This is a genomic window from Aggregatibacter sp. 2125159857 (assembly GCF_017798005.1).
Lineage (GTDB): Bacteria > Pseudomonadota > Gammaproteobacteria > Enterobacterales > Pasteurellaceae > Aggregatibacter.
The window spans coordinates 1,410,069-1,429,978 of sequence record NZ_CP072548.1 but is presented as its reverse complement, the minus strand read 5'-3'; the positions used below and the strand labels follow the sequence as shown (position 1 = coordinate 1,429,978).

At 43.5% G+C, this 19,910-nt stretch carries 16 protein-coding genes; 11 read left to right on the top strand and 5 right to left on the bottom strand.

Annotated elements, in window-relative coordinates:
* The first annotated feature begins 32 nt into the window (after nucleotides 1-32).
* The 10 genes from codB (at nucleotide 33) to truA (ending at nucleotide 12,606) form a co-directional block, all read left to right on the top strand.
* Nucleotides 33-1,259 (top strand): cytosine permease, encoded by a 1,227-nt coding sequence (gene codB, locus J5X96_RS07105; protein ID WP_209362638.1) that lies wholly within the window; start codon nucleotides 33-35, stop codon nucleotides 1,257-1,259.
* 9 nt (nucleotides 1,260-1,268) lie between these two features.
* Complete coding sequence (locus J5X96_RS07100) at nucleotides 1,269-2,531, top strand: cytosine deaminase (protein WP_209362636.1); 1,263 nt, start codon at nucleotides 1,269-1,271, stop codon at nucleotides 2,529-2,531.
* A 174-nt stretch (nucleotides 2,532-2,705) separates the two neighbouring features.
* Entirely contained in the window at nucleotides 2,706-3,155 is a 450-nt protein-coding gene (locus J5X96_RS07095; protein WP_209362634.1) for a YcgN family cysteine cluster protein, read from the top strand.
* A 128-nt stretch (nucleotides 3,156-3,283) separates the two neighbouring features.
* The gene (locus tag J5X96_RS07090; RefSeq protein ID WP_209362632.1) at nucleotides 3,284-4,594 is read left to right on the top strand and encodes an NCS2 family permease; all 1,311 of its coding nucleotides are present in this window, start codon (nucleotides 3,284-3,286) and stop codon (nucleotides 4,592-4,594) included.
* 2 nt (nucleotides 4,595-4,596) lie between these two features.
* Complete coding sequence (locus J5X96_RS07085) at nucleotides 4,597-4,953, top strand: DsrE/DsrF/TusD sulfur relay family protein (RefSeq protein WP_209364789.1); 357 nt, start codon at nucleotides 4,597-4,599, stop codon at nucleotides 4,951-4,953.
* Between the two features lie 69 nt (nucleotides 4,954-5,022).
* Nucleotides 5,023-8,685 carry an exodeoxyribonuclease V subunit beta gene (gene recB, locus J5X96_RS07080; protein ID WP_209362629.1) on the top strand — a complete coding sequence of 1,221 codons (3,663 nt, stop codon included), beginning with the start codon at nucleotides 5,023-5,025 and terminating at the stop codon, nucleotides 8,683-8,685.
* Entirely contained in the window at nucleotides 8,685-10,667 is a 1,983-nt protein-coding gene (gene recD, locus J5X96_RS07075) for an exodeoxyribonuclease V subunit alpha (RefSeq protein ID WP_209362627.1), read from the top strand. Before recB ends, recD begins: the two co-directional genes overlap by 1 nt.
* 164 nt (nucleotides 10,668-10,831) lie before the next feature.
* Entirely contained in the window at nucleotides 10,832-11,260 is a 429-nt protein-coding gene (gene rplM, locus J5X96_RS07070; RefSeq protein ID WP_006718336.1) for a 50S ribosomal protein L13, read from the top strand.
* Nucleotides 11,261-11,277: 17 nt separating this feature from the next.
* On the top strand, nucleotides 11,278-11,670 hold the full coding sequence (rpsI, locus tag J5X96_RS07065; protein ID WP_005557091.1) for a 30S ribosomal protein S9: 393 nt from the start codon (nucleotides 11,278-11,280) through the stop codon (nucleotides 11,668-11,670).
* A 150-nt stretch (nucleotides 11,671-11,820) separates the two neighbouring features.
* Entirely contained in the window at nucleotides 11,821-12,606 is a 786-nt protein-coding gene (gene truA / locus J5X96_RS07060) for a tRNA pseudouridine(38-40) synthase TruA (RefSeq protein WP_209362625.1), read from the top strand.
* A gap of 101 nt (nucleotides 12,607-12,707) precedes the next feature.
* Here truA and J5X96_RS07055 read toward each other — a convergent pair whose 3' ends face one another.
* Nucleotides 12,708-14,165 carry a DASS family sodium-coupled anion symporter gene (locus J5X96_RS07055; RefSeq protein WP_209362623.1) on the bottom strand — a complete coding sequence of 486 codons (1,458 nt, stop codon included), beginning with the start codon at nucleotides 14,163-14,165 and terminating at the stop codon, nucleotides 12,708-12,710.
* Between the two features lie 209 nt (nucleotides 14,166-14,374).
* Between J5X96_RS07055 and J5X96_RS07050 the strand changes: the two genes are divergently transcribed.
* Nucleotides 14,375-15,151, top strand: a complete 777-nt coding sequence (locus J5X96_RS07050; protein ID WP_209362621.1) for an MmcQ/YjbR family DNA-binding protein — start codon at nucleotides 14,375-14,377, stop codon at nucleotides 15,149-15,151.
* Nucleotides 15,152-15,234: 83 nt separating this feature from the next.
* On the opposite strand, the gene J5X96_RS07045 is transcribed toward J5X96_RS07050, so the two are convergent.
* The 4 genes from J5X96_RS07045 to J5X96_RS07030 all read right to left on the bottom strand — a co-directional run bounded on the left by J5X96_RS07045 (nucleotide 15,235) and on the right by J5X96_RS07030 (nucleotide 19,901).
* Nucleotides 15,235-16,656: a surface lipoprotein assembly modifier gene (locus J5X96_RS07045; protein WP_209362620.1), complete on the bottom strand. Its 1,422-nt coding sequence runs from the start codon at nucleotides 16,654-16,656 to the stop codon at nucleotides 15,235-15,237.
* Between the two features lie 66 nt (nucleotides 16,657-16,722).
* Nucleotides 16,723-17,793 carry a Slam-dependent surface lipoprotein gene (locus tag J5X96_RS07040; RefSeq protein WP_209362618.1) on the bottom strand — a complete coding sequence of 357 codons (1,071 nt, stop codon included), beginning with the start codon at nucleotides 17,791-17,793 and terminating at the stop codon, nucleotides 16,723-16,725.
* A 338-nt stretch (nucleotides 17,794-18,131) separates the two neighbouring features.
* On the bottom strand, nucleotides 18,132-18,971 hold the full coding sequence (gene queF / locus J5X96_RS07035) for an NADPH-dependent 7-cyano-7-deazaguanine reductase QueF (protein ID WP_209362616.1): 840 nt from the start codon (nucleotides 18,969-18,971) through the stop codon (nucleotides 18,132-18,134).
* 90 nt (nucleotides 18,972-19,061) lie between these two features.
* On the bottom strand, nucleotides 19,062-19,901 hold the full coding sequence (locus J5X96_RS07030; RefSeq protein WP_209362614.1) for a DNA ligase: 840 nt from the start codon (nucleotides 19,899-19,901) through the stop codon (nucleotides 19,062-19,064).
* Nucleotides 19,902-19,910: the final 9 nt, after the last annotated feature.

Genomic DNA, 19,910 nt, shown 5'->3' with positions numbered 1-19,910 from the left:
TGCCGATTTTTTTACTTTGAAAGGATACAAAAATGAGTTCTGAAAATTTTAGTTTGAAGCCCGTTCCACAACATGAACGTAAAGGTGCTGTGGCACTGACGTTTGTTATGCTGGGATTAACGTTTTTCTCTGCAAGTATGTGGACGGGCGGCACGCTGGGCACATCACTCACTTACCATGATTTCTGGTTAGCCGTGATCATCGGTAACTTAATGTTAGGGATTTACACGTCATTTCTTGGCTATATCGGTGCAAAAACCGGCTTAACAACCCATGTTTTGGCGCGTTATTCCTTTGGTGTGAAAGGCTCTTGGTTGCCATCTTTAATTTTAGGTGGCACCCAAGTGGGCTGGTTTGGTGTTGGTGTGGCGATGTTTGCGATTCCGGTGAATAAAGTTACCGGCATTGATGTGAACTATTTAATTTTAGGCTCAGGTTTATTAATGACCATTACGGTTTTCTTCGGTATTTCCGCACTGACCATTCTTTCCACCATTGCGGTGCCGGCAATTGCTGTGCTTGGTTCTTATTCGGTGTATTTGGCGGTAACGGATGCTGGTGGTTTATCTGTATTAGAAAATATCATGCCGAAAGACGACATTTCTTTACCAATGGCAATTACCTTGGTTGTGGGCTCTTTCATCAGCGCCGGTTCATTAACGGCTGACTTCGTGCGTTTCGGACGCAAAGCCAAACAAGCGATTTTAATCAGTATGATTGCGTTCTTCTTGGGCAACTCATTAATGTTCGTCTTTGGCGCCGCTGGGGCAGCGGTGACGGGGATGTCCGATATTTCTGATGTGATGGTTGCCCAAGGATTAATTTTGCCGGCGATTATTGTGCTTGGTTTAAACATTTGGACAACTAACGATAACGCACTTTATGCCTCCGGTTTGGGTTTCGCCAACATTACCGGCTGGAGTAGCCGTCCATTATCCGTGTTAAATGGTGTTATTGGTACACTTTGCGCCCTGTGGTTATACAACAACTTTGTAGGCTGGTTAACGTTTTTATCTGCCGCGATTCCACCGATTGGTGGCGTCATCATTGCTGACTATATTTTGCGTAATAAAGCCTATGCCAATTTTGAACAAGCAAAATTTGTCACCATCAACTGGACGGCAATTATCTCTGTAGCAATCGGGATTGCTTGCGGTAAATTCTTGCCGGGCATTATTCCGTTAAATGCCGTTATTGGCGGTGCAGTGGCTTATTTTGTGTTAACGCCGTTATTCGGTAAAAAATTGGCGTTTAAATAGGAGCGATAAATGTTAGTTAAAAATATTCATATTAATGGTCTTGAAGGCTTATGGCAGATTGTCATTGAAGACGGCAAGATTGCCCGCATTCTGCCTAACGAAGAACAGATTGATTTTTCCGGAGACATTTTAGACGGCGAACAGGGCATTGTGTATCCGCCGTTTGTTGAACCGCACATTCATTTGGATGCGACACAAACCGCAGGACAACCGAACTGGAACCAATCCGGTACCTTATTTGAAGGGATTGAACGTTGGGCTGAGCGAAAATCTTTATTGAGCCATGAGGATGTGAAATCCCGCGCGTGGAAAACCTTAAAATGGCAAATCGCAAATGGCGTGCAACATGTGCGTACCCACGTGGATGTGTCCGACCCAACGTTAACCGCACTTAAAGCCATGCTCGAAGTGAAAAAAGAAGTGGCTCCTTGGGTGGATCTTCAAATTGTTGCATTTCCACAAGAGGGAATTTTGTCTTATCCGAACGGCGAAGCCTTGTTGGATCAAGCCATGGCAATGGGCGCAGATGTAGTGGGGGGCATTCCGCATTTTGAATTCACCCGTGAATACGGTGTGGAATCTATGCACATTGCCTTCAATATTGCGCGTAAATACAACAAACAAATTGATATTCACTGTGATGAAATTGATGATGAACAATCCCGTTTTGTGGAAACGGTTGCCGCATTGGCATTGAAATATGAAATGGGCGACAAAGTGACGGCGAGCCATACCACTGCAATGCATTCGTACAATAACGCCTATGCCTCTCGTCTTTTCCGTTTGTTGAAATTATCCAAAATTCATTTTGTGGCCAATCCGCTCGTCAACATTCATTTGCAAGGTCGATTCGATACTTATCCAAAACGCCGTGGCGTGACGCGTGTGAAAGAAATGCTGAAAAACAAGATCAACGTGTGTTTCGGCCATGATGACGTATTCGACCCATGGTATCCGTTGGGAACCGCAAATATGTTGCAGGTGTTACACATGGGGTTACACGTTTGCCAACTCATGGGCTACGGACAAATTAACGACGGCTTAAAATTAGTGACTGAAAACAGTGCAAAAGCGCTAGGGTTGCAAGGTTATGGCGTGGAAGAGGGGAATGCCGCTAACTTTATCATTTTACCGGCAGAAAATGGCTTTGATGCAGTACGTCGTCAAGTGCCGACGCGTTATTCTATTCGCCACGGTAAGGTCATTGCAGAAACCAAATTAGCTGAAACGACCATTCATTTAAACGATAACGAACGCGTCACCTATCGTTAATTTGTTATTTTTGAGGATAAGTGCGGTCAATATCTGATGTGTTTTTTCCGTTGAAAAACATCGTCAATATTGACCGCACTTTTTTGTTTTTCTGAATCGCTCTCGCGGCATTTGTCACAGGCTGCGTTCCTCACTATAATTTCCGCTTTTAAAACCAAACCGGTAAATAATCCTATGCAATTAGAACCTGATTTCTGGCGACACAAAAACCTGCTTGAGATGAATGATGCCGAATGGGAGGCGTTATGTGATGGTTGCGGCAAGTGTTGCTATCGTAAATATATTGATGGCGAGGGCAAATATGAGCGTTTGTATTACACCCGTATCGCGTGCAATTTGTTGGATTTGGAAACAGGAAAGTGCGGTCATTATTTGAAACGTTTTGAGTTGGAAGAGGATTGCACCAAACTGACCAAAGACAATTTGCCCGAATTCGGTTGGTTGCCGACGACTTGCGCTTATCGTTTGCTTTATGAAGGTAAGCCGTTGCCGTCATGGCACCCGTTAATCAGTGGCGATCCTGAGAGTGTGAGAAAAGCCGATATCTTGATTCGACACGGCATTCATGAACGTGATGTGATTGATTGGTTTGACTTTATTTTAGATGAGGATGATGAGGCGTAAGAAGTGCCATGTCTTGACAATAAACCCGTCGCAGTCTTTCTGATCTTTTGCTAGAATCAGGGGGAAAAACACCTTTCTTATAACCTTGTTTTTCATCGTTTTTATTTTGTCTCTGATTGGAAATTACAATGGAAAATCAATCTTTTCTACAACAACTCTTTAAATTAAAAGAAAAAGGAACCTCCTCCAAAACGGAAATTATTGCCGGAATCACCACGTTTTTCACCATGGTGTATATCGTTTTTGTGAACCCGTCTGTGTTGGGGGATGCGGGCATGGATAAGCAAGTTGTCTTTGTGACCACTTGTTTAATCGCAGGCTTCGGTACGATTGCCATGGGGTTATTCAGTAACTTGCCTATCGCGTTAGCGCCGGCAATGGGCTTGAATGCCTTCTTTGCTTATGTGGTGGTCGGTAAACTTGGTTATTCTTGGCAAGTGGGCATGGGCACCATTTTCTGGGGTTCTGTTGGCTTATTGCTATTAACCATTTTCCAAATCCGTTATTGGCTGATGGCATCTATTCCGCTCAGTTTGCGTGTAGGTATCGGCGCGGGGATTGGTTTCTTTATCGCCTTAATTGGTTTCAAAAATATGGGCTTGGTTGTTGCAAATCCTGCAACCTTGGTTGCGTTAGGCGATCTACACAGTCCGCAAGTGTTATTGGGCATCCTTGGCTTCTTTATTATCGTGGTGTTAGCAGCACGCAATATTTATTCCGGCGTGTTAATTTCTATCGCAGCAGTCACCGCACTTGCATTGTATTTTGACGAAAGCGTGATGTTCCATGGTATCGTTTCCATGCCGCCGGCATTGACGCAAGTGGTTGGCCAAGTGGATATTGCCGGTGCCTTGGATACCGCACTTATTGGTATCATCTTCTCTTTCTTATTAGTGAACTTATTTGACTCTTCTGGCACCTTGCTTGGTGTCACCGACAAAGCAGGTTTTAGCGATGAAAAAGGGCGTTTCCCGAAAATGAAACAAGCCTTATATGTTGATAGTGCGAGTGCCGTTGTCGGATCGTATATCGGTACTTCAGCTATTAGTACGTATATTGAAAGTGGCGCAGGCGTATCGGTCGGTGGGCGTACCGGTATGACAGCAGTTGTTGTCGGGTTATTGTTTTTACTGACGATCTTCTTCTCACCATTAGCCGGCATGGTGCCTGCTTATGCCACCGCGGGCGCATTGGTTTATGTGGGTATTTTGATGGCATCCAGCTTAATTAAAGTGCAATGGGACGACTTAACAGAAGCGACTCCTGCCTTTATTACCGCGGCGATGATGCCATTTACATACTCCATCACGGAAGGAATTGCCTTTGGTTTCATCAGCTATTGTGTGATGAAAGTCGGAACGGGGCGTTGGCGCGAAGTGAATGCACCGGTTTGGGTGGTTTCCTTGTTATTCTTAATTAAATTTATCTGGGTAGGTTAATGATGCAAAAACTTCTTTTTATTTTAAATGAATCGCCATATGGCACAGAAAAAAGCTTCAACGCATTGCGTTTAGCCGTGAATTTACAGGAAGAACATGGCAAGGAAGTCGAAATTAAAGTGTTCTGTTTTGGTGATTCGGTGTTAAGCGGCATTGCCGGTCAGCACCCAAATGAAGGGTCTAACGTACAACAAGTTATGGAAATTTTGGTAGCACAAGGTGCGGAAGTTAAACTTTGCACAAGCTGTACCAAAGCGCGCGGTTTATCCGAGATAAAGCTCATTGACGGCGTGACTCGCGGCACCTTAGATGATGTTTCCAAATGGACGTTATGGGCAGATAAAGTCGTTAATTTCTAACGAGGCTATTGGGCGGATTGAGTTCCGCCCTTATTTTATTCAAAATTTTTCATTCGCTTAATCTTAACCATGCAACAACTCAATCCGATTTCTATCCCGTTAAATGCTGTTAGTCTAATTGAAGCCTCTGCCGGTACAGGTAAAACCTATACCATGGGTTCCCTTTATTTGCGCCTATTATTACAGGCAGGGGAAAATACGTTTCCCTATGCGTTGAACGTCGAGCAAATTTTAGTGGTGACCTTTACTGAAATGGCGACAGAGGAGCTGAAGCGCAAAATTCGCGAACGTATTTATGACGCCAAACAAAAATTGACGGCTTATCAGCAGACACAAGATTCGGCAGTATTTGGGCAAGATGATTTTTTACGCGAATTGGTTGCGACCATCACTGATTTACCGCTTGCCATTCAACGCCTGACCTTGGCGGAACAAAACATGGATTTGGCGGCGATCTATACCATTCATGGTTTCTGCCGTCGAATGCTTATGCAATACGCATTTAATTCAGGGATTCATTTCAACTTAGAATTAAGCGGTGAAGAAGATGAGTTGTTGTTGCGCTTGGCGCAAAAAATTTGGCGTGACCATTTTTATTCACAGCCTTATGCGGTTGTTGAATTTATTCAAAAAAATTTGGTTTCACCAAGCAATATTGTGACAAAAATCAAAAAATTTGCCGGAACCGAATTAAAACTTCCGGAAAAACGACCGCACTTTTTTGAGGGGACTTTCGAGGAATTTCTCTCAAAACTTACTGATTACTCGCAAGCATTAATCGCTCAAACTCAGGAATTAAAGCAAAAATGGCTAGAAAAAGAGGTGGAAATTACGGAGTTGATTGAAACAGAAATCAACACGAAATATAAGAATGCGAAAGAACAAAAATTAAACCGCCGCAGTTTCAACGCAGACAAACGCCCGAAATGGCTTGCCGCTATGAAGCATTGGGCGGAAAACAAAAAAGCAGATTTCCCCGATTGTTTTTACCGCTTCGGGCAAACGGCAATGGATGAACAGAAAGGCGAGGAAGCACAGGAAGCTTTGAGTCACCCGCTTTTCATCAAAATTGATGAGTTATTAGCCTTTTATGAACAGCAAACTTTACTGTCTCAAGCGCTTTGGTTTCATTATTTAGAAATGCTAAATGGGCAGCTGGCCGAATACAAACTCAACCACAGCGAAAAAAGTTTTCATGATTTATTGCGCTTGTTAAAAGATGCCTTGCACCATCCGAATAATACTGAATTTGCGCAGATGATTCGTTATCAATTCCCGTTTGCCATGATTGATGAATTTCAGGATACAGATGCGGTGCAGTATCAGATCTTTTCTAAGGTGTATGTAGAACCACAGCGATTAGATCCTGCGTCGGATAACGGCTTTATTATGATCGGCGATCCAAAACAGGCGATTTATAAATTCCGTGGTGCAGACATTTTTACTTACTTTAAAGCGGCTGATGAAGCGCAGCAGCGTTTTAATCTAGGAAAAAATTACCGTTCTCACCAAGATGTGGTGCAGTGTGTCAATCGATTGTTTGATTTTACCGAACAACCTCCGTTTTTATATGACAAGATTCAATTCCTGCCGGTCGCAGCCAAAGACGATCATCCGCAATTTTGGTTAAACGGTGAAACAGAACCTGCCGTGCGGTTTTATGTGGATGAAGCTTCCGTAAAAGAGAATATGGCAAAAGCCTGTGCCGTTTCTATCCAACATTGGTTGCAAAGTGCGGTGGAAAATACCGCTGATTTTCGTTCCGATAAAAAAGGTGTAGAAAAAACGTTAAAACCGGAAAGTATTGCAGTATTAGTACGTGATCGACATGAAGCTGCTTTAGTAAAAAAAGAGTTACGTCGCCTTGGCATTGCTTCCGTGTTTTTGTCTGAAAATAGCAATGTGTTTGATAGTAGAGCAGCAAAGGATCTGTTGTTGATTTTACGTGCCTGTCTTAATCCGTTTTCCGAACGCAATATTTTAAATGCCGTTGCGACGGCGATTTTTGCGCAAACGGCGGCAGATATTCAGTGTATTCGTTTAGACGAAAACCGTTGGGAATATTGGGTAGATAAATTTATTCATTATCAAAGAACGTGGCAAAAACAAGGTGTGTTAGTGATGTTGCACCAGTTATTCCTACAAGAAAAAATTACTGAAAAATTGTATCCCACTGTGGATGGTAAACGCCTGGTGACGGATTTATTGCATTTATCGGAATTATTGCAAGAAGCAGCAACGTTGAATGAAAGTGAAGCGGCATTGTTACGTTGGTTTGAAAAGCAAATTCAAGGGGAAGATCGACAAAATGAACAACAAGTGCGGTTAGAAAGCGAGTTGCAGTTGGTCAAAATTGTCACGATTCATAAATCCAAAGGGCTGGAGTACGATTTAGTTTGGTTACCATTTATTGGTTATGCCTCCAAATTTTGGCGTGAACATATTTCCACTTATTACGATCAGGAGCGGGATGAGGTACTGTGGGATATTGATGGTTCCCATGAGAAGGATGTAAAACAAGAGGATTTTGCCGAACAACTTCGTTTACTCTATGTGGCGCTGACCCGAGCGAAATATCAGTTAAACATCGCTGTGCCGAAAACCTTTGAGAAAAAGTGGAGTGCCTTGTTATATGTGCTCACACAAGGAGACATTCAAACGAATGACAATCCGACAGCCTACGATAGCTTGCCGCTATTAGAAAAGTTGGTTCAACGTGCCCCGCAGGGAAGTGTGCAGATTTCTGAAACCACGGCATTAAAAGCGCTAGATACTCCAATGCAGTCGGAGACTCAAGCGCCATTAAACGCGGCAACATTCACCGGTCATATTGAACAAAATTGGATGGTGACCAGTTTCAGCGCCATTGAGGCGATTCATCAAAATAAAAAATATTACAAAGAACAGCTGGCGGCAGAAAGTGCGGTCGCTTTTGAACCTGTTTTTGATGGCGGCAAAGATTATGATTTTAACGAGCAAGCGACAGAAACCATGGCGGAAAGCGTGAGTCATGAATCTGCCTATCCTTTCGGTTATTCGCCTTTTGATTTTCCGCATGGGATTAAAATCGGTACAGCATTGCACCGTTTCTTGGAAAAATATGATTTTGGCCAACCGTTGAATGAGGAAAAAGTCCAAAAACTCTGCCAATGGTTACAGTTAGAGGAAACCTGGTTGCCATCCTTACAACAATGGGTAAAGGCGATTTTAGATACGCCCTTAAGTGCGGATGATCCAACGTTGAAGCTGAACAATTTATCTCGCCAGCAATGTGTGAAAGAAATGCAGTTTTATTTGAAACTCAATCGGGTATTTGATGTGTCGGCATTTAATCGTGCGTTGCAAAAACATCACCATTTGCCATCGGAAGCGCTGCAATTTGATGCCATTAAAGGCATGTTACGCGGTTTTATGGATTTGGTTTTCTGCCATAACGGTAAATATTATTTGGTGGATTACAAATCGAATTTCCTGGGTGTCGAGCCGCAAAACTATGTTGGCAAAAGCCTTGAGCAAGCGATGCTAGCAAACCATTACGACTGGCAATATTTATTTTACACGTTGGCACTACATCGTTATTTGCAACAACGTGACGCAAACTATCAATACGAAACCCATTTTGGCGGTGTGTTTTATTGTTTTTTACGCGGCATGAACGGTGAAAACCAGGATGGCGTATTTTTTGATAAACCGGATTATGCGTTAATTCAAGCCTTGGAGAATTTGTTCTGATGTTAACTTTATTATCTCAACTCAAAGAAAAAGGCATTATTAACGCCGCTGACTATTATTTTGCCGAGTTTATTCATCGTAAACAGCAACCGTTTAATTATGCCCCATCTGTGCAAAACTTGGCGGTGTTGATGGCGGCATTGTGTAATTTCAATTATCGCCAAGGCAACACCTGCCTTTTGTTGAATCAGTCCACCGAACAGGATTTATTCGGTTTACAGGATTATTTCAACGAGCGCGTTTACTTAACGGAAATTCAGCAAAAAATTGATTATGTGCCGATCTCCCAATGGCAATCTACCTTGCAAAAGGCACAACATATCGCCTTTACTGATTCGCCATTACAGCAAATTGCGCCTTTGGTATTGCAGTTTAATTGCTTGTATTTTTATCGCGTGTGGCAAGACGAATTTCGAATTGCCGATTATTTCAAAAGTGCGGTCTGTTTTGAGCCTGTTTTTTCAGAGGGACAACTCACACAAATTGCCTCGATTCTTCATCGCTATTTTCAGGAAGAGCAGGGCATTGATTGGCAGAAAATCGCTGTTGCCATGGCGTTACGTCAGCGTTTTTGTTTAATTACAGGTGGGCCGGGAACGGGGAAAACAACGACCGTAACCAAGTTGCTTTTAACCTTGCAAGAACTGTATCAAAACGATTTGCGCATTAAATTGGTTGCGCCAACAGGTAAAGCGGCAGCGCGTTTAACGGAATCCATTGTGGATGCCGTGGAACGTTTAAAACAGGCATTTAAACAGGAACCAAATCAGCGGGAAATCATCGAAAATCTGCAAATTCCGATGAACGCAGAAACGATCCATCGTTTGCTTGGTGTGCGTTTTTTCAGTGAAGAAACCCGTTATCACACCGAGAATCCATTGCCGTTGGATGTGTTGGTGGTGGATGAGGCGTCCATGATCGATCTCACCTTAATGGCTAAATTGCTTAATGCGCTCAAACCGGAAACTAAACTGATTTTACTGGGCGATAAAGACCAACTTGCTTCCGTAGAAGCCGGCGCTATTTTGGGCGAATTAGGGCGATTCGTGAATGCGGCACAACCGACGTACAGCCCAAGGATGGCACAATATTTGCAGACAACAACGGGGATGACATTGCCATCAGAAGATAAGGTAAACGCCATTAGCGACAGTATTTGTTATTTACAAGTCAGTCGCCGTTTTGGGGCGAATCCGGAAGTGGGTGACTTGGCAACGGCGGTGAATTTAGGCAATGCGACCAAGAGTTGGCAGTTATTGCAACAATATCAGCAACATCAAGATAAGCATTGTGGCGTGTACTTAACGGATTTTGCGCATTATTTGAGTAATAAAGACGACGTGCAACAGCGTAAAGCTTGTGTGAAATTGATTGTCGATCGTGCCGCTGAAGAATACGCGCGCTATTTGCAACAAATTCCGTCAGAGGGCGTTCTTCATGAAGATCAAGTGCGGTCAATTTTTGCCGCGTTTAACCGCATCCGCTTTTTAACCGCATTACGCGTAGGCGAGTTTGGTGTCGAGCAGTTAAACCTCGCTATTGCAGAAAAATTGCGTCAAAAACGTTTGTTACAATTTCATCAGGAACGGGAGTGGTATATCGGTAAACCGATTATGGTTACGCAAAATGACAGCAGTGTCGGCTTGTATAACGGCGACATCGGCATTTATTTAGGCCATGGGCGAGTGTGGTTTGAACAAGGGCAAAATAGCTACAAAAAAGTGCTGGCAAGCCGTGTGCCGAATCATGAGACTGCCTTTGTCATGACCGTGCATAAATCTCAAGGTTCCGAATTTCCACATACGTTCCTGATTTTACCGTTAGAAAATAGCCCGGTCTTATCCAAAGAGCTGGTTTATACCGGTATTACGCGCACTAAAGATTTCCTCACGGTGTTTGCATTGCAGAGCGTGTGGGAAAATGCGGTGAAAAATCCGGTGCAACGACAAAGCGGATTAGGGCAGTTATTAGAAAAGTATTAGCTTTCTGGTGAAATTTTCTATATAATTGCCCGACCCTGTAAATGCTGCGGATTCCCACCGCGCATTATTTTGTCGAGATCGCACTCGAAGGGGTGAAGATTAAGATAACTGGTTGTGCTTTTTTAAGCACTGGGTATTAATATTATTATATTGGTAATTAATTAATGAAAACTTTTGTAGCAAAACCAGAAACGGTTAAACGCGACTGGTATGTAGTAGATGCGACAGGTAAAACTTTAGGTCGTTTGGCGACTGAATTAGCGCGTCGTCTTCGCGGTAAACATAAAGCTGAATATACTCCGCACGTTGACACAGGTGATTACATCATCGTTATCAACGCGGACAAAGTTGCTGTAACCGGTAACAAAGACAGCGATAAAATTTACTACTGGCACACAGGCTATGTAGGCGGTATCAAACAAGCGACTTTCAAAGAAATGATCGCACGCCGTCCTGAAGCAGTGATTGAAATTGCGGTTAAAGGTATGTTGCCAAAAGGTCCATTAGGCCGTGCAATGTTCCGTAAATTAAAAGTGTACGCAGGTGCTGAACACCAACACGCTGCACAACAACCACAAGTCTTAGATATTTAATCACGAGGTTTTAGGATATGGCAGAGAATCAAAACTACGGCACAGGTCGCCGCAAAAGCTCTTCAGCTCGTGTATTTATCAAACCGGGCAATGGTAAGATCACCATCAACCAACGTGAATTAGACGTATATTTCGGTCGCGAAACTGCTCGCATGGTAGTTCGTCAACCGTTAGAATTGGTTGAATTAACTGATAAATTAGACCTATACATCACTGTTAAAGGTGGTGGTATTTCCGGTCAAGCGGGTGCAATCCGTCATGGTATTACCCGTGCATTGATGGAATACGATGAAACCTTACGCCCAGCACTTCGTGCAGCAGGCTTCGTTACTCGTGACGCACGTCGCGTTGAACGTAAAAAAGTGGGTTTACACAAAGCACGTCGTCGTCCGCAATACTCCAAACGTTAATTTTTATACGTTTTTCCAAAAAGCAGAGAGCAATCTCTGCTTTTTTTATGTGTGAAATTCAGCAAAAGTGCGGTGGGTTTTTAGAATGTTTTTGAGATCCGCCAAGCCTTGTTATAATGCACGCCGTTTTAAGTAAAATCAGAGTAGAACATGAAAATTGCATTAGGTGTGGAATACGACGGAAAACAGTATTTCGGTTGGCAGAAACAAGAAAAAGTGGCCAGCGTACAGGCTGAACTGGAACGGGCGATTTCCACCGTTGCCAATGAAGACATCAGTATTTTCTGTGCAGGTCGTACGGATTCCGGCGTACATGCCACTGGGCAGGTGATTCACTTTGAAACGACTGCTCATCGTCCTGAGAAAGCCTGGAGTTTTGGTGTCAATGCGAATTTGCCCGATGATATTGCTGTGCGATGGGCGAAAGTGGTCGATGATGATTTTCATGCCCGTTTTAGCGCCACCGCCCGTCGTTATCGTTACATTTTATATTGTAATAAACTGCGTTCAGCCATTTTGCCGCAAGGCGTGACCCATTGCCATTTGGAACTCGATCATCAATTAATGCACCAAGCAGGGCAAGCGTTGCTCGGTGAAAATGATTTCAGTTCTTTCCGTGCTGCGCAATGCCAATCTAACACGCCGTGGCGCAATGTGCACCATTTAAACGTCAGTCGCCAAGGGCAATATATCATCGTGGATATTCAAGCAAACGCGTTTGTTCATCACATGGTGCGTAATATTGTGGGGAGCTTGATTGAAGTGGGTTGCGGCAATCAACCAGTGGAATGGTTAGCTTGGTTGTTGGCGCAAAAAGATCGCACTCTCGCCGCACCGACAGCTAAGCCGGAGGGGTTGTATTTAGTGAAGGTGCTTTATCCCGACCGATTTGCCTTGCCGAAAATGCCGATGGGGCCATTATTTCTCACAGATTAATTTAAAAATACTGAAAAAAGTGACCGCACTTTAGGTTGAAAAATAAAGTGCGGTCATTTTTTTATAAGAATTTTAGGTGAGTTCTAAAGCGCAATGCGGCTTTACCACCAACCTAATAGCTTCATCCATAACCCCCCGATACCAAACCAGATAATCAGTGATATGATGGAGGTGGCGAAACTAACGCCCCACCATTGGCCGGTTGAGTTATAACCGGAACCATAGAGGGCTGGGCCAGGGCCACCGGCGTATTGGGTTAAGCTCATTGAGAGGGTTGAGGTATAACCTAAGCCGAGAGCGGCAATAATCGGAGGGGTGCCAACGGCAATGGCTGCCGCAACGAATGCCAAGTACATGGCGGAAATGTGTGCCATGGCAGACGCGAAAAAGTAGCGAGTGTAGAAATACACTAAGACTAAAATCGTAAAGGCAACCGGCCAACTGAATGTCCCCACCGAGGAGGAAATATGGCTGGAAATCCAAGCAATAGCACCGTATTTATTTAATGCATTTGCCATCATCACCAAAACCGCAAACCAGAACATGGTGTCCCATGCGGTGGTTTCAGCAACGATATTTTTCCAACTCATGATGTTGGTGAGTAACAAAATCACCAAACCGATAAAGGCGGAAACTGTTGCCGGAATATGGAAGACCAAATCACCTACGGTCCATAAGAACAACAATAAGATGAAATCAAGCGCCAAAATCCATTCTGCTTTGCTCATTGGCCCCATATTATGTAATTCTTCACGCGCCATTTCTGCCATTTTTGGTGTGTCTTTGAGTTCTGGCGGGTAAATTAAATAGACGAAATAAGGCAACACGATCAAACTGATAATACCCGGCACGATCGCGCCTAAGAACCAAGTCATCCACGTAATTTCAACGCCTTGACCTTTGGCAAGTTCCGCGATTAACGGGTTGCCCGCCATGGCAGTGAGGAACATGGTACACACGATAGTGTCGATTTGTGATACGGCGATGGCAAGAAATGCACCGGCACGTCTGGCGGTTGGGCCGGGTTTGGAATCGTAGGCATCAGCGATGGACTGCATGATGGGATACATGATACCGCCACCACGCGCAGAGGCAGACGGAATCCCCGGGCCAATGACCACATCGGCTAGCGCGATACCATAAGCAACGCCCATCATTTTCTTACCGAAACGTGCGACGAAATAGAGGGCAATGCGTTTTCCCAAACCGGTTTTGATGACCGCGCGAGATAAAAACATCGCAATGGCGATTAACCAAATGGTTCCGTTGGAGAAACCGGATAACATGCCCACTTCCCCTTTGGCGGGAGATAACGGTGTTAAGCCGGTTAAACCGCTAATAACAAGCGCAACTAAAGTTGCTGCGCCCATAGGCATAGCTTTGGCGATAATTGCCACAATGGTTGCAACAAAGAGGGCAAGCATACCCCATGCTTTGGCAGAAAGACCTTCCGGTATCGGAATCAACCAAATTGCCATCCCGACAATCACTGAAAGCAGTAACCCTTGCCATTTGAAGCCCATTTTTACTTCAATTGGCGCAATTGTTTTCCCTTCCATATAACTCCTCCGAGTTTATTAATTAGAGTGAGATTGCTCTCTGCGGTGAATAATCCATTATTCATATGATTAAATTGAGTCCTTTCTCAAGGAATATAATATGCCTGTTGAACTAAAAAGCACAATAATGATGTGGAAATTAATGTCTTTTATTTTGAGGACTAAATTGGCGTAAAATGATGTTATCAAAGTAATAAGAGGAACATGGAATGGCTGAGCTAACCCAACAAGTTTTCGAGTATGTCTTCACCCAATATGGCACTAAACCGGAATATTTGTGGAAGACCCATCCAGATTATGCGGTGTTGCGTCATGCCGATAATCGAAAATGGTATGCCATTGTGATGAATGTCGAAAAATCGTCATTAGGGCTAAGCGGCGTAGGGAAATTACCGGTGATGAACGTGAAATGTTCCCCTGAAATGCTGAGCGTATTTTTGCCGCAACCAGGTTTCCTACCGGCGTATCACATGAATAAAAATCATTGGCTGACGGTGTTGTTAGATGGCTCTGTAGAAAAAGACACTATATTGTTTTTATTAAATGCCAGTTTTGATCTGACCGCTACCCGGCAAGTGAAGAAGCAACTGGGGATCGTCCGTTATACGGAATGGATCGTGCCGGCCAACCCGAAATATTACGATGTGGAGAAAGACTTGCGTGAAGGCGGAGAAATTTACTGGAAGCAGAGTAATAATATTGCGGTAGATGATATTGTGTATATGTACGTCACTGAACCTACAGGGGCGATTCGTTATAAATGTTTGGTGTTGGCGGTAAACATTCCCTACCACCAAAAACGAACGGATGATTTACAGGTGAAACGGGTGATGAAAATTCGCTGTTTGAAAGAATACGGTAAGACCCTCATTCCCCGCGCTAAAATGGCACAGTTCGGTGTCACTGCCGTACGCGGCCCACGGCATATGCCTTATGTATTAAAACAGGAAATTTCACTGTTGACTGGTGATGTTACCGAAAAGTAAAAACACATTAAAAATAAACCGCACTTTAAGCAAGATATGCAAAAGTGCGGTCATTTTTTCGCATGGATTTTCAACGCATTTGGCTAGAAACTACGCTCAACAGACAAAAACCATTCCCCACTTTTGCGCGAATAAAATTCAGGAATATTACTGTCAATTTTACGATAACGATAATTTAACTTAGGAATAAAGCCTTTCCATTGCAGTTGGTTATGCCATAGGCTGGCGTTAAAATCATACTCCTTATCTTGTCGTTTTTTCGTTGGAAAATAGAAGTTTTTTGCCCGAAAGTCACGTTTGACATACCGAATACTTAAGCGTGTTGCGAAATCCTTGATTTGCCAGACGGTGCCGAGATTAACACCGCGACGAAGCGAGGATTCTGCTTTGTCTTTACTGCGATCTAGGCTGCCTTCCACACCGCCGAAAAGTAACCAATTCGGCTTTGCTTGATAACTTAATGCCAGCGTTGCACCGTTAATATAGCCGTTATGACGGCGTGCAACATTGGCATCCGCATAGCGTTTTTGCGTGTGGGAAAGGGTCGCGGAAAATGTCCAAAGTGCGGTCAATTCACGACGTAAATCTGCGGTAATGCCATAATTTTGGCTATAACGTGGTGCGCCTAACCAATTTTGCTCAAAAAAGGGCGTCAATCCTAAAGATTGTAAGGCGGAACGATGACGATAGCCCAATGCGGCGTAAAGTGATTTTTCACTGTAGTCTTGATTATCCCAATAATGCACGCCACCAAACCGGCTGTTTAAGGTCACAAAATGATTGCCGGCGACATTGATTTCACGACTTAAGCCCAGCCCATAACGAAAACCGTGCGCTTTTTGTGGCAAAGAGTCTTTGTCTTTTTTAAAGCGTAGCGTGCCTAACTGAATATCTTGTTGGGATGACGCGTTATTCACGTTGTCGGTTTGGGTATATTGCCATTCTACATCCGCTTTCCAGCCTTGACGTTCTTTCATTGTCTCCAAATAACGTTTGGCGAATTGTTGCATAGGTGGAGATAAATCCGGCATAGCGCGCTCAAGTTCTGCTTTAGCTTGGCGATACTGTTTATTTTCAAATAACATCACGCCCAAATCAAAACGTGGATAAGCCAGTTCTGGCTTTTCATCAACAATCTGCTGATAAAGATGAATGGCTTGCTTATGGTTGCGCTCTGCCCGTAACATTGCGCCTAGGGCATAACGATATAGCGTAACATCGTGCTGAGGTTGCGATTGATAAAGGGGCAACGTTTGTTTCAAGATCCCCCATTGTTGTTTTACCACACTATAGTTGATCAGTTTTTCCAGTTTAGTTTGGGTATTGTCATCTTGATCGAATGTCATGGGCGCTGAAAGTGCGGTAGATTTCTCCGGCGTTTTTATCTGTGGCTCTTCCGTTTTCGGCACAATATTCTTTTCAAAGAAAACAGGCTGTGGTGCTTGGAAGGTTTCGGCTTGAGTAGCTAAGGGAAGTAGAATGATAAAATAGGGAAGTTTTTTCATAGTCGATTAGAAAGTAATGCCGTTTAAATCGAAGTTCAAACGGCATTTTTATATTAAAGGAAAAGTTTATTTTTGGATTTCACCACGTGTACCGCCGAAGCCAAAGGAATCAACATCTCCTAAAGTGACTTTACCGCCAATTTCCTCCGCGTCTTTACCAAAGAAATCTAAAGAGTACTTACCTGGCTCTCTACCATGTTGTGCATCAGCTGAAATTCTTGAGCCTGAAATCTTACCTTCTTTCAATTCAACATTAGGTCCGAAACCGGTAATCGTTCCTGAACCTGTTTTGTTCGTAAAGTTGACGGTGTAGGAAAGGTTACCTAGGTGCTCATCAACCTGCGTAGGTGGGGTAAACGGTTCTTGAGCAGGTTGCTGAAATATTCCGTCAAAAGCTTTTCCTGAATAGGTTGCAGTACCTTCTTGGGGAATTTTTGCCGGTTCGGTTTTTAGCCCTTTTATCTCAATTTTTGGGTTGGAAAAGTCAAGATTTTCAAGAGATCCTGTATTGTTATTATAACTTTGTTCAATTTCATAATCGGCAAGAATGACAGAGTATTTTTGGTTGTATACCATGTGACGCTGAAAGTGTTTCTGCGTCTCTTCCTCTGTTGGGGTGGTAACATGATCCGTATCATGGCGCATAATTTTGCCTTCTGGGTATGCATCGGCAGAAATGCCTTTTAGCTGATTAATTTCTTGTTCTAGTTTTTCAGCGGCTTCTTTAGCTTTACGATCCGCTTCGGCTTTGTCTGCGGCTTCTTTGGCTTTGCGATCTGCTTCGGCTTTTTCAGCAGCTTCTTTAGCTTTGCGATCTGCTTCGGCTTTGTCTGCCGCTTCTTTAGCTTTACGGGCTTCTTCAGCTTTCTGTTCAGCTGTTTCTTTAGCTTTGCGTGCTTCTTCCGCTTTTTGTTCTGCCTCTTCTTTTGCTTTGCGCGCTTCTTCCGCTTTCTGTGCTGCGGCTTCTTTTGCCTTGCGTGCTTCCTCGGCTTTTCGCGCATCAGCTACTTTTTTCTGTGACTGTTCGTTTTGAATATTCGGTTTGTTTGGTGTTGTATCGGTATTATTACCACCGCTTCCGCAAGCAGTGAGTGAGAATAAAATTGCTGCAGTAATGGTTGGTTTTTTTAAGTTCATGTAAAACCTCGATATAAATGTAGAATTAAAACTCTTAAGATTATAAGTTGATGTTAATGTGTGTGCAATTAATCAATAGTTATAATAGGTTATCGAATTAAGGTGGTAACTTATCTCCAGCCAATATAGCTGATTCAACTCATTTATGTGGTTTAGAGATTATGTACTTTAGAGAGTAGCAATCTTAAAAACGCTGTTCGGCAGTTGTCATTAATCCTCACTCATAAAGAGAAATTATTGGCACAAAAAGAGAAGATTACTGATGATACATAGGTAAAAAGAAGACCGCACTTTGAGCAAGATATTCAAAAGTGCGGTACGTTTTCAAAATGGATTGACTATTGTCTTGCCAATCTTACATTTTGTGGCAGTGGCTCAAAGTTGGAGCGATAAGGGTTAATGTCCAAACCGCCACGGCGGGTATAACGGGCGTAAACGGTGAGTTTTTCCGGTTTGGCGTACTGCATGAGGTCGCAGAAAATACGCTCGACACATTGCTCGTGGAATTCGTTATGTTGGCGGAAAGAAATGATGTAGCGCAATAGTTGTTCGCGGTTAATTTGCTTGCCGACATAATGAATTTGCAGGCTGCCCCAGTCCGGTTGTTGCGTGATGAGGCAGTTAGATTTGAGCAAGTGGCTGACTAACGTTTCTTCGACCAGATGATCACCGGTGCAATGATTCAGTAAGGCGGCATTAAAGGCATAATCCCGCACCTCTATATCCTGCGCATCAATGCAATCGCCCGACAAGGCGACAATCGGTTGCGCGGTGTAATCCGCCAGCGAATTTAACCGCACTTTGACTTCGCCTTGGGCGCAATCTTGCAGATCGCGCTGTAACGTTTGTTGGACGTCGGCGAAATCGGCGAATGTTGTTTGGTTAAAGCTGTTTAAATAGAGTTTAAAACTTTTGGATTCGATCAAATTTTCACTGCGAAAATCGATACTGATATCCGCAATCGCCACTTGCGGCACGCCTTTCGGGTTGAGCCATGAAATTTCGTATGCCGTCCAAATATCCGCACCAATCGTAAAAGGTTGCGTGGCGGTGATGTTGAGTTGATCGCGATTTAATCGGCGTGGAACCGGTTGTAATAAAGTGCGGTCGTATTTTTCCGCATACGTTGTTTGTTGACCGAGTTTAAGGGCATTGAGGCTTTTGTCTTGATAGTGCATAGGCAGCTTGCTGATCTTGTCGTTAAAATAAGGCTGGCATGATGCCATTTTAACTGTTGGAAGTCAAAAGACGCAGATTATTATGATGTCTTATTCTGCGTGGCGTTTTTCATCGGAAGAACTCACACGTCGCCAAAAGGTCGCAAATCTTGGTTTGCCTTTGTTTGTTAAGCCACGGTATTTATAGTTGATTTGTGAACCAATAGGCGGCGGATTCGTTCTATCCTCCAATTTGAATCCGGAACCAATTTTGAATTGACCATGGTGATTCTCGCAGGTAATTGATCCCATGACATTTTCAAATTGCCCTTTACCGGCATGATGAGACATCACCGTGCATTCTTCATCAAGTGCGGTCTTTAATTTGAGAATTTGTGAACTGCGTTTTCTTTCGTAAGGCGCATTGGGGTTACGAATCACGATGCCTTCGCCTTTTTGCTGTTCCACTTGTTGTAAGAATTGATAGATGTGTTGTGAGTTTTCAATAGGAATTTGTTCGATAATTTCGATGGGCGCTCTTGGATGTTGTGCCAAATAGGCTTTTAATTGCGCTAAGCGTTCAAATAAATTGCCTTCTGCATCAGGCACATCAAACACATGAAGTTTTAGCTTATGCCAACCTTTATCTTGTTGAGAACGAACAATCGAGGAAACTTCCGCAAATTGATCACGTTCGCTAAATAATTCGCCATCAATAGCAAAGGGCGGAAATTCCGCTAAAAAATCCTTTGGTGGCGATAGTGTTATTCCGCCTCGAGTAAAAAGTTGTTTGCCGTCCCAATAGCCACGGACACCATCCAATTTTTCGCTCATCACCCAGCCTGTCACATTTTGGTTTTTGTATGTCTCTAAAAGCATTAAGTCAGGTTTGTCCGCGTAACAAATGAGGTGAAAAAAGAAGAGGCTGAAAAAGAGGATAATTTGGCGCATAGCAGGTTC

Bases quoted from the DNA above. Each gene is read 5' to 3' on its own strand.
- rpsI (WP_005557091.1), top strand. From the start codon at position 11,278: ATGGCAGAGAATCAAAACTACGGCACAGGTCGCCGCAAAAGCTCTTCA.
- J5X96_RS07045 (WP_209362620.1), bottom strand. From the start codon at position 16,656: ATGAAAAAACTTCCCTATTTTATCATTCTACTTCCCTTAGCTACTCAA.
- truA (WP_209362625.1), top strand. From the start codon at position 11,821: ATGAAAATTGCATTAGGTGTGGAATACGACGGAAAACAGTATTTCGGT.
- J5X96_RS07050 (WP_209362621.1), top strand. From the start codon at position 14,375: ATGGCTGAGCTAACCCAACAAGTTTTCGAGTATGTCTTCACCCAATAT.
- rplM (WP_006718336.1), top strand. From the start codon at position 10,832: ATGAAAACTTTTGTAGCAAAACCAGAAACGGTTAAACGCGACTGGTAT.
- J5X96_RS07040 (WP_209362618.1), bottom strand. From the start codon at position 17,793: ATGAACTTAAAAAAACCAACCATTACTGCAGCAATTTTATTCTCACTC.
- queF (WP_209362616.1), bottom strand. From the start codon at position 18,971: ATGCACTATCAAGACAAAAGCCTCAATGCCCTTAAACTCGGTCAACAA.
- codB (WP_209362638.1), top strand. From the start codon at position 33: ATGAGTTCTGAAAATTTTAGTTTGAAGCCCGTTCCACAACATGAACGT.
- J5X96_RS07090 (WP_209362632.1), top strand. From the start codon at position 3,284: ATGGAAAATCAATCTTTTCTACAACAACTCTTTAAATTAAAAGAAAAA.
- J5X96_RS07030 (WP_209362614.1), bottom strand. From the start codon at position 19,901: ATGCGCCAAATTATCCTCTTTTTCAGCCTCTTCTTTTTTCACCTCATT.
- J5X96_RS07055 (WP_209362623.1), bottom strand. From the start codon at position 14,165: ATGGAAGGGAAAACAATTGCGCCAATTGAAGTAAAAATGGGCTTCAAA.
- recB (WP_209362629.1), top strand. From the start codon at position 5,023: ATGCAACAACTCAATCCGATTTCTATCCCGTTAAATGCTGTTAGTCTA.
- recD (WP_209362627.1), top strand. From the start codon at position 8,685: ATGTTAACTTTATTATCTCAACTCAAAGAAAAAGGCATTATTAACGCC.
- J5X96_RS07095 (WP_209362634.1), top strand. From the start codon at position 2,706: ATGCAATTAGAACCTGATTTCTGGCGACACAAAAACCTGCTTGAGATG.
- J5X96_RS07100 (WP_209362636.1), top strand. From the start codon at position 1,269: ATGTTAGTTAAAAATATTCATATTAATGGTCTTGAAGGCTTATGGCAG.
- J5X96_RS07085 (WP_209364789.1), top strand. From the start codon at position 4,597: ATGCAAAAACTTCTTTTTATTTTAAATGAATCGCCATATGGCACAGAA.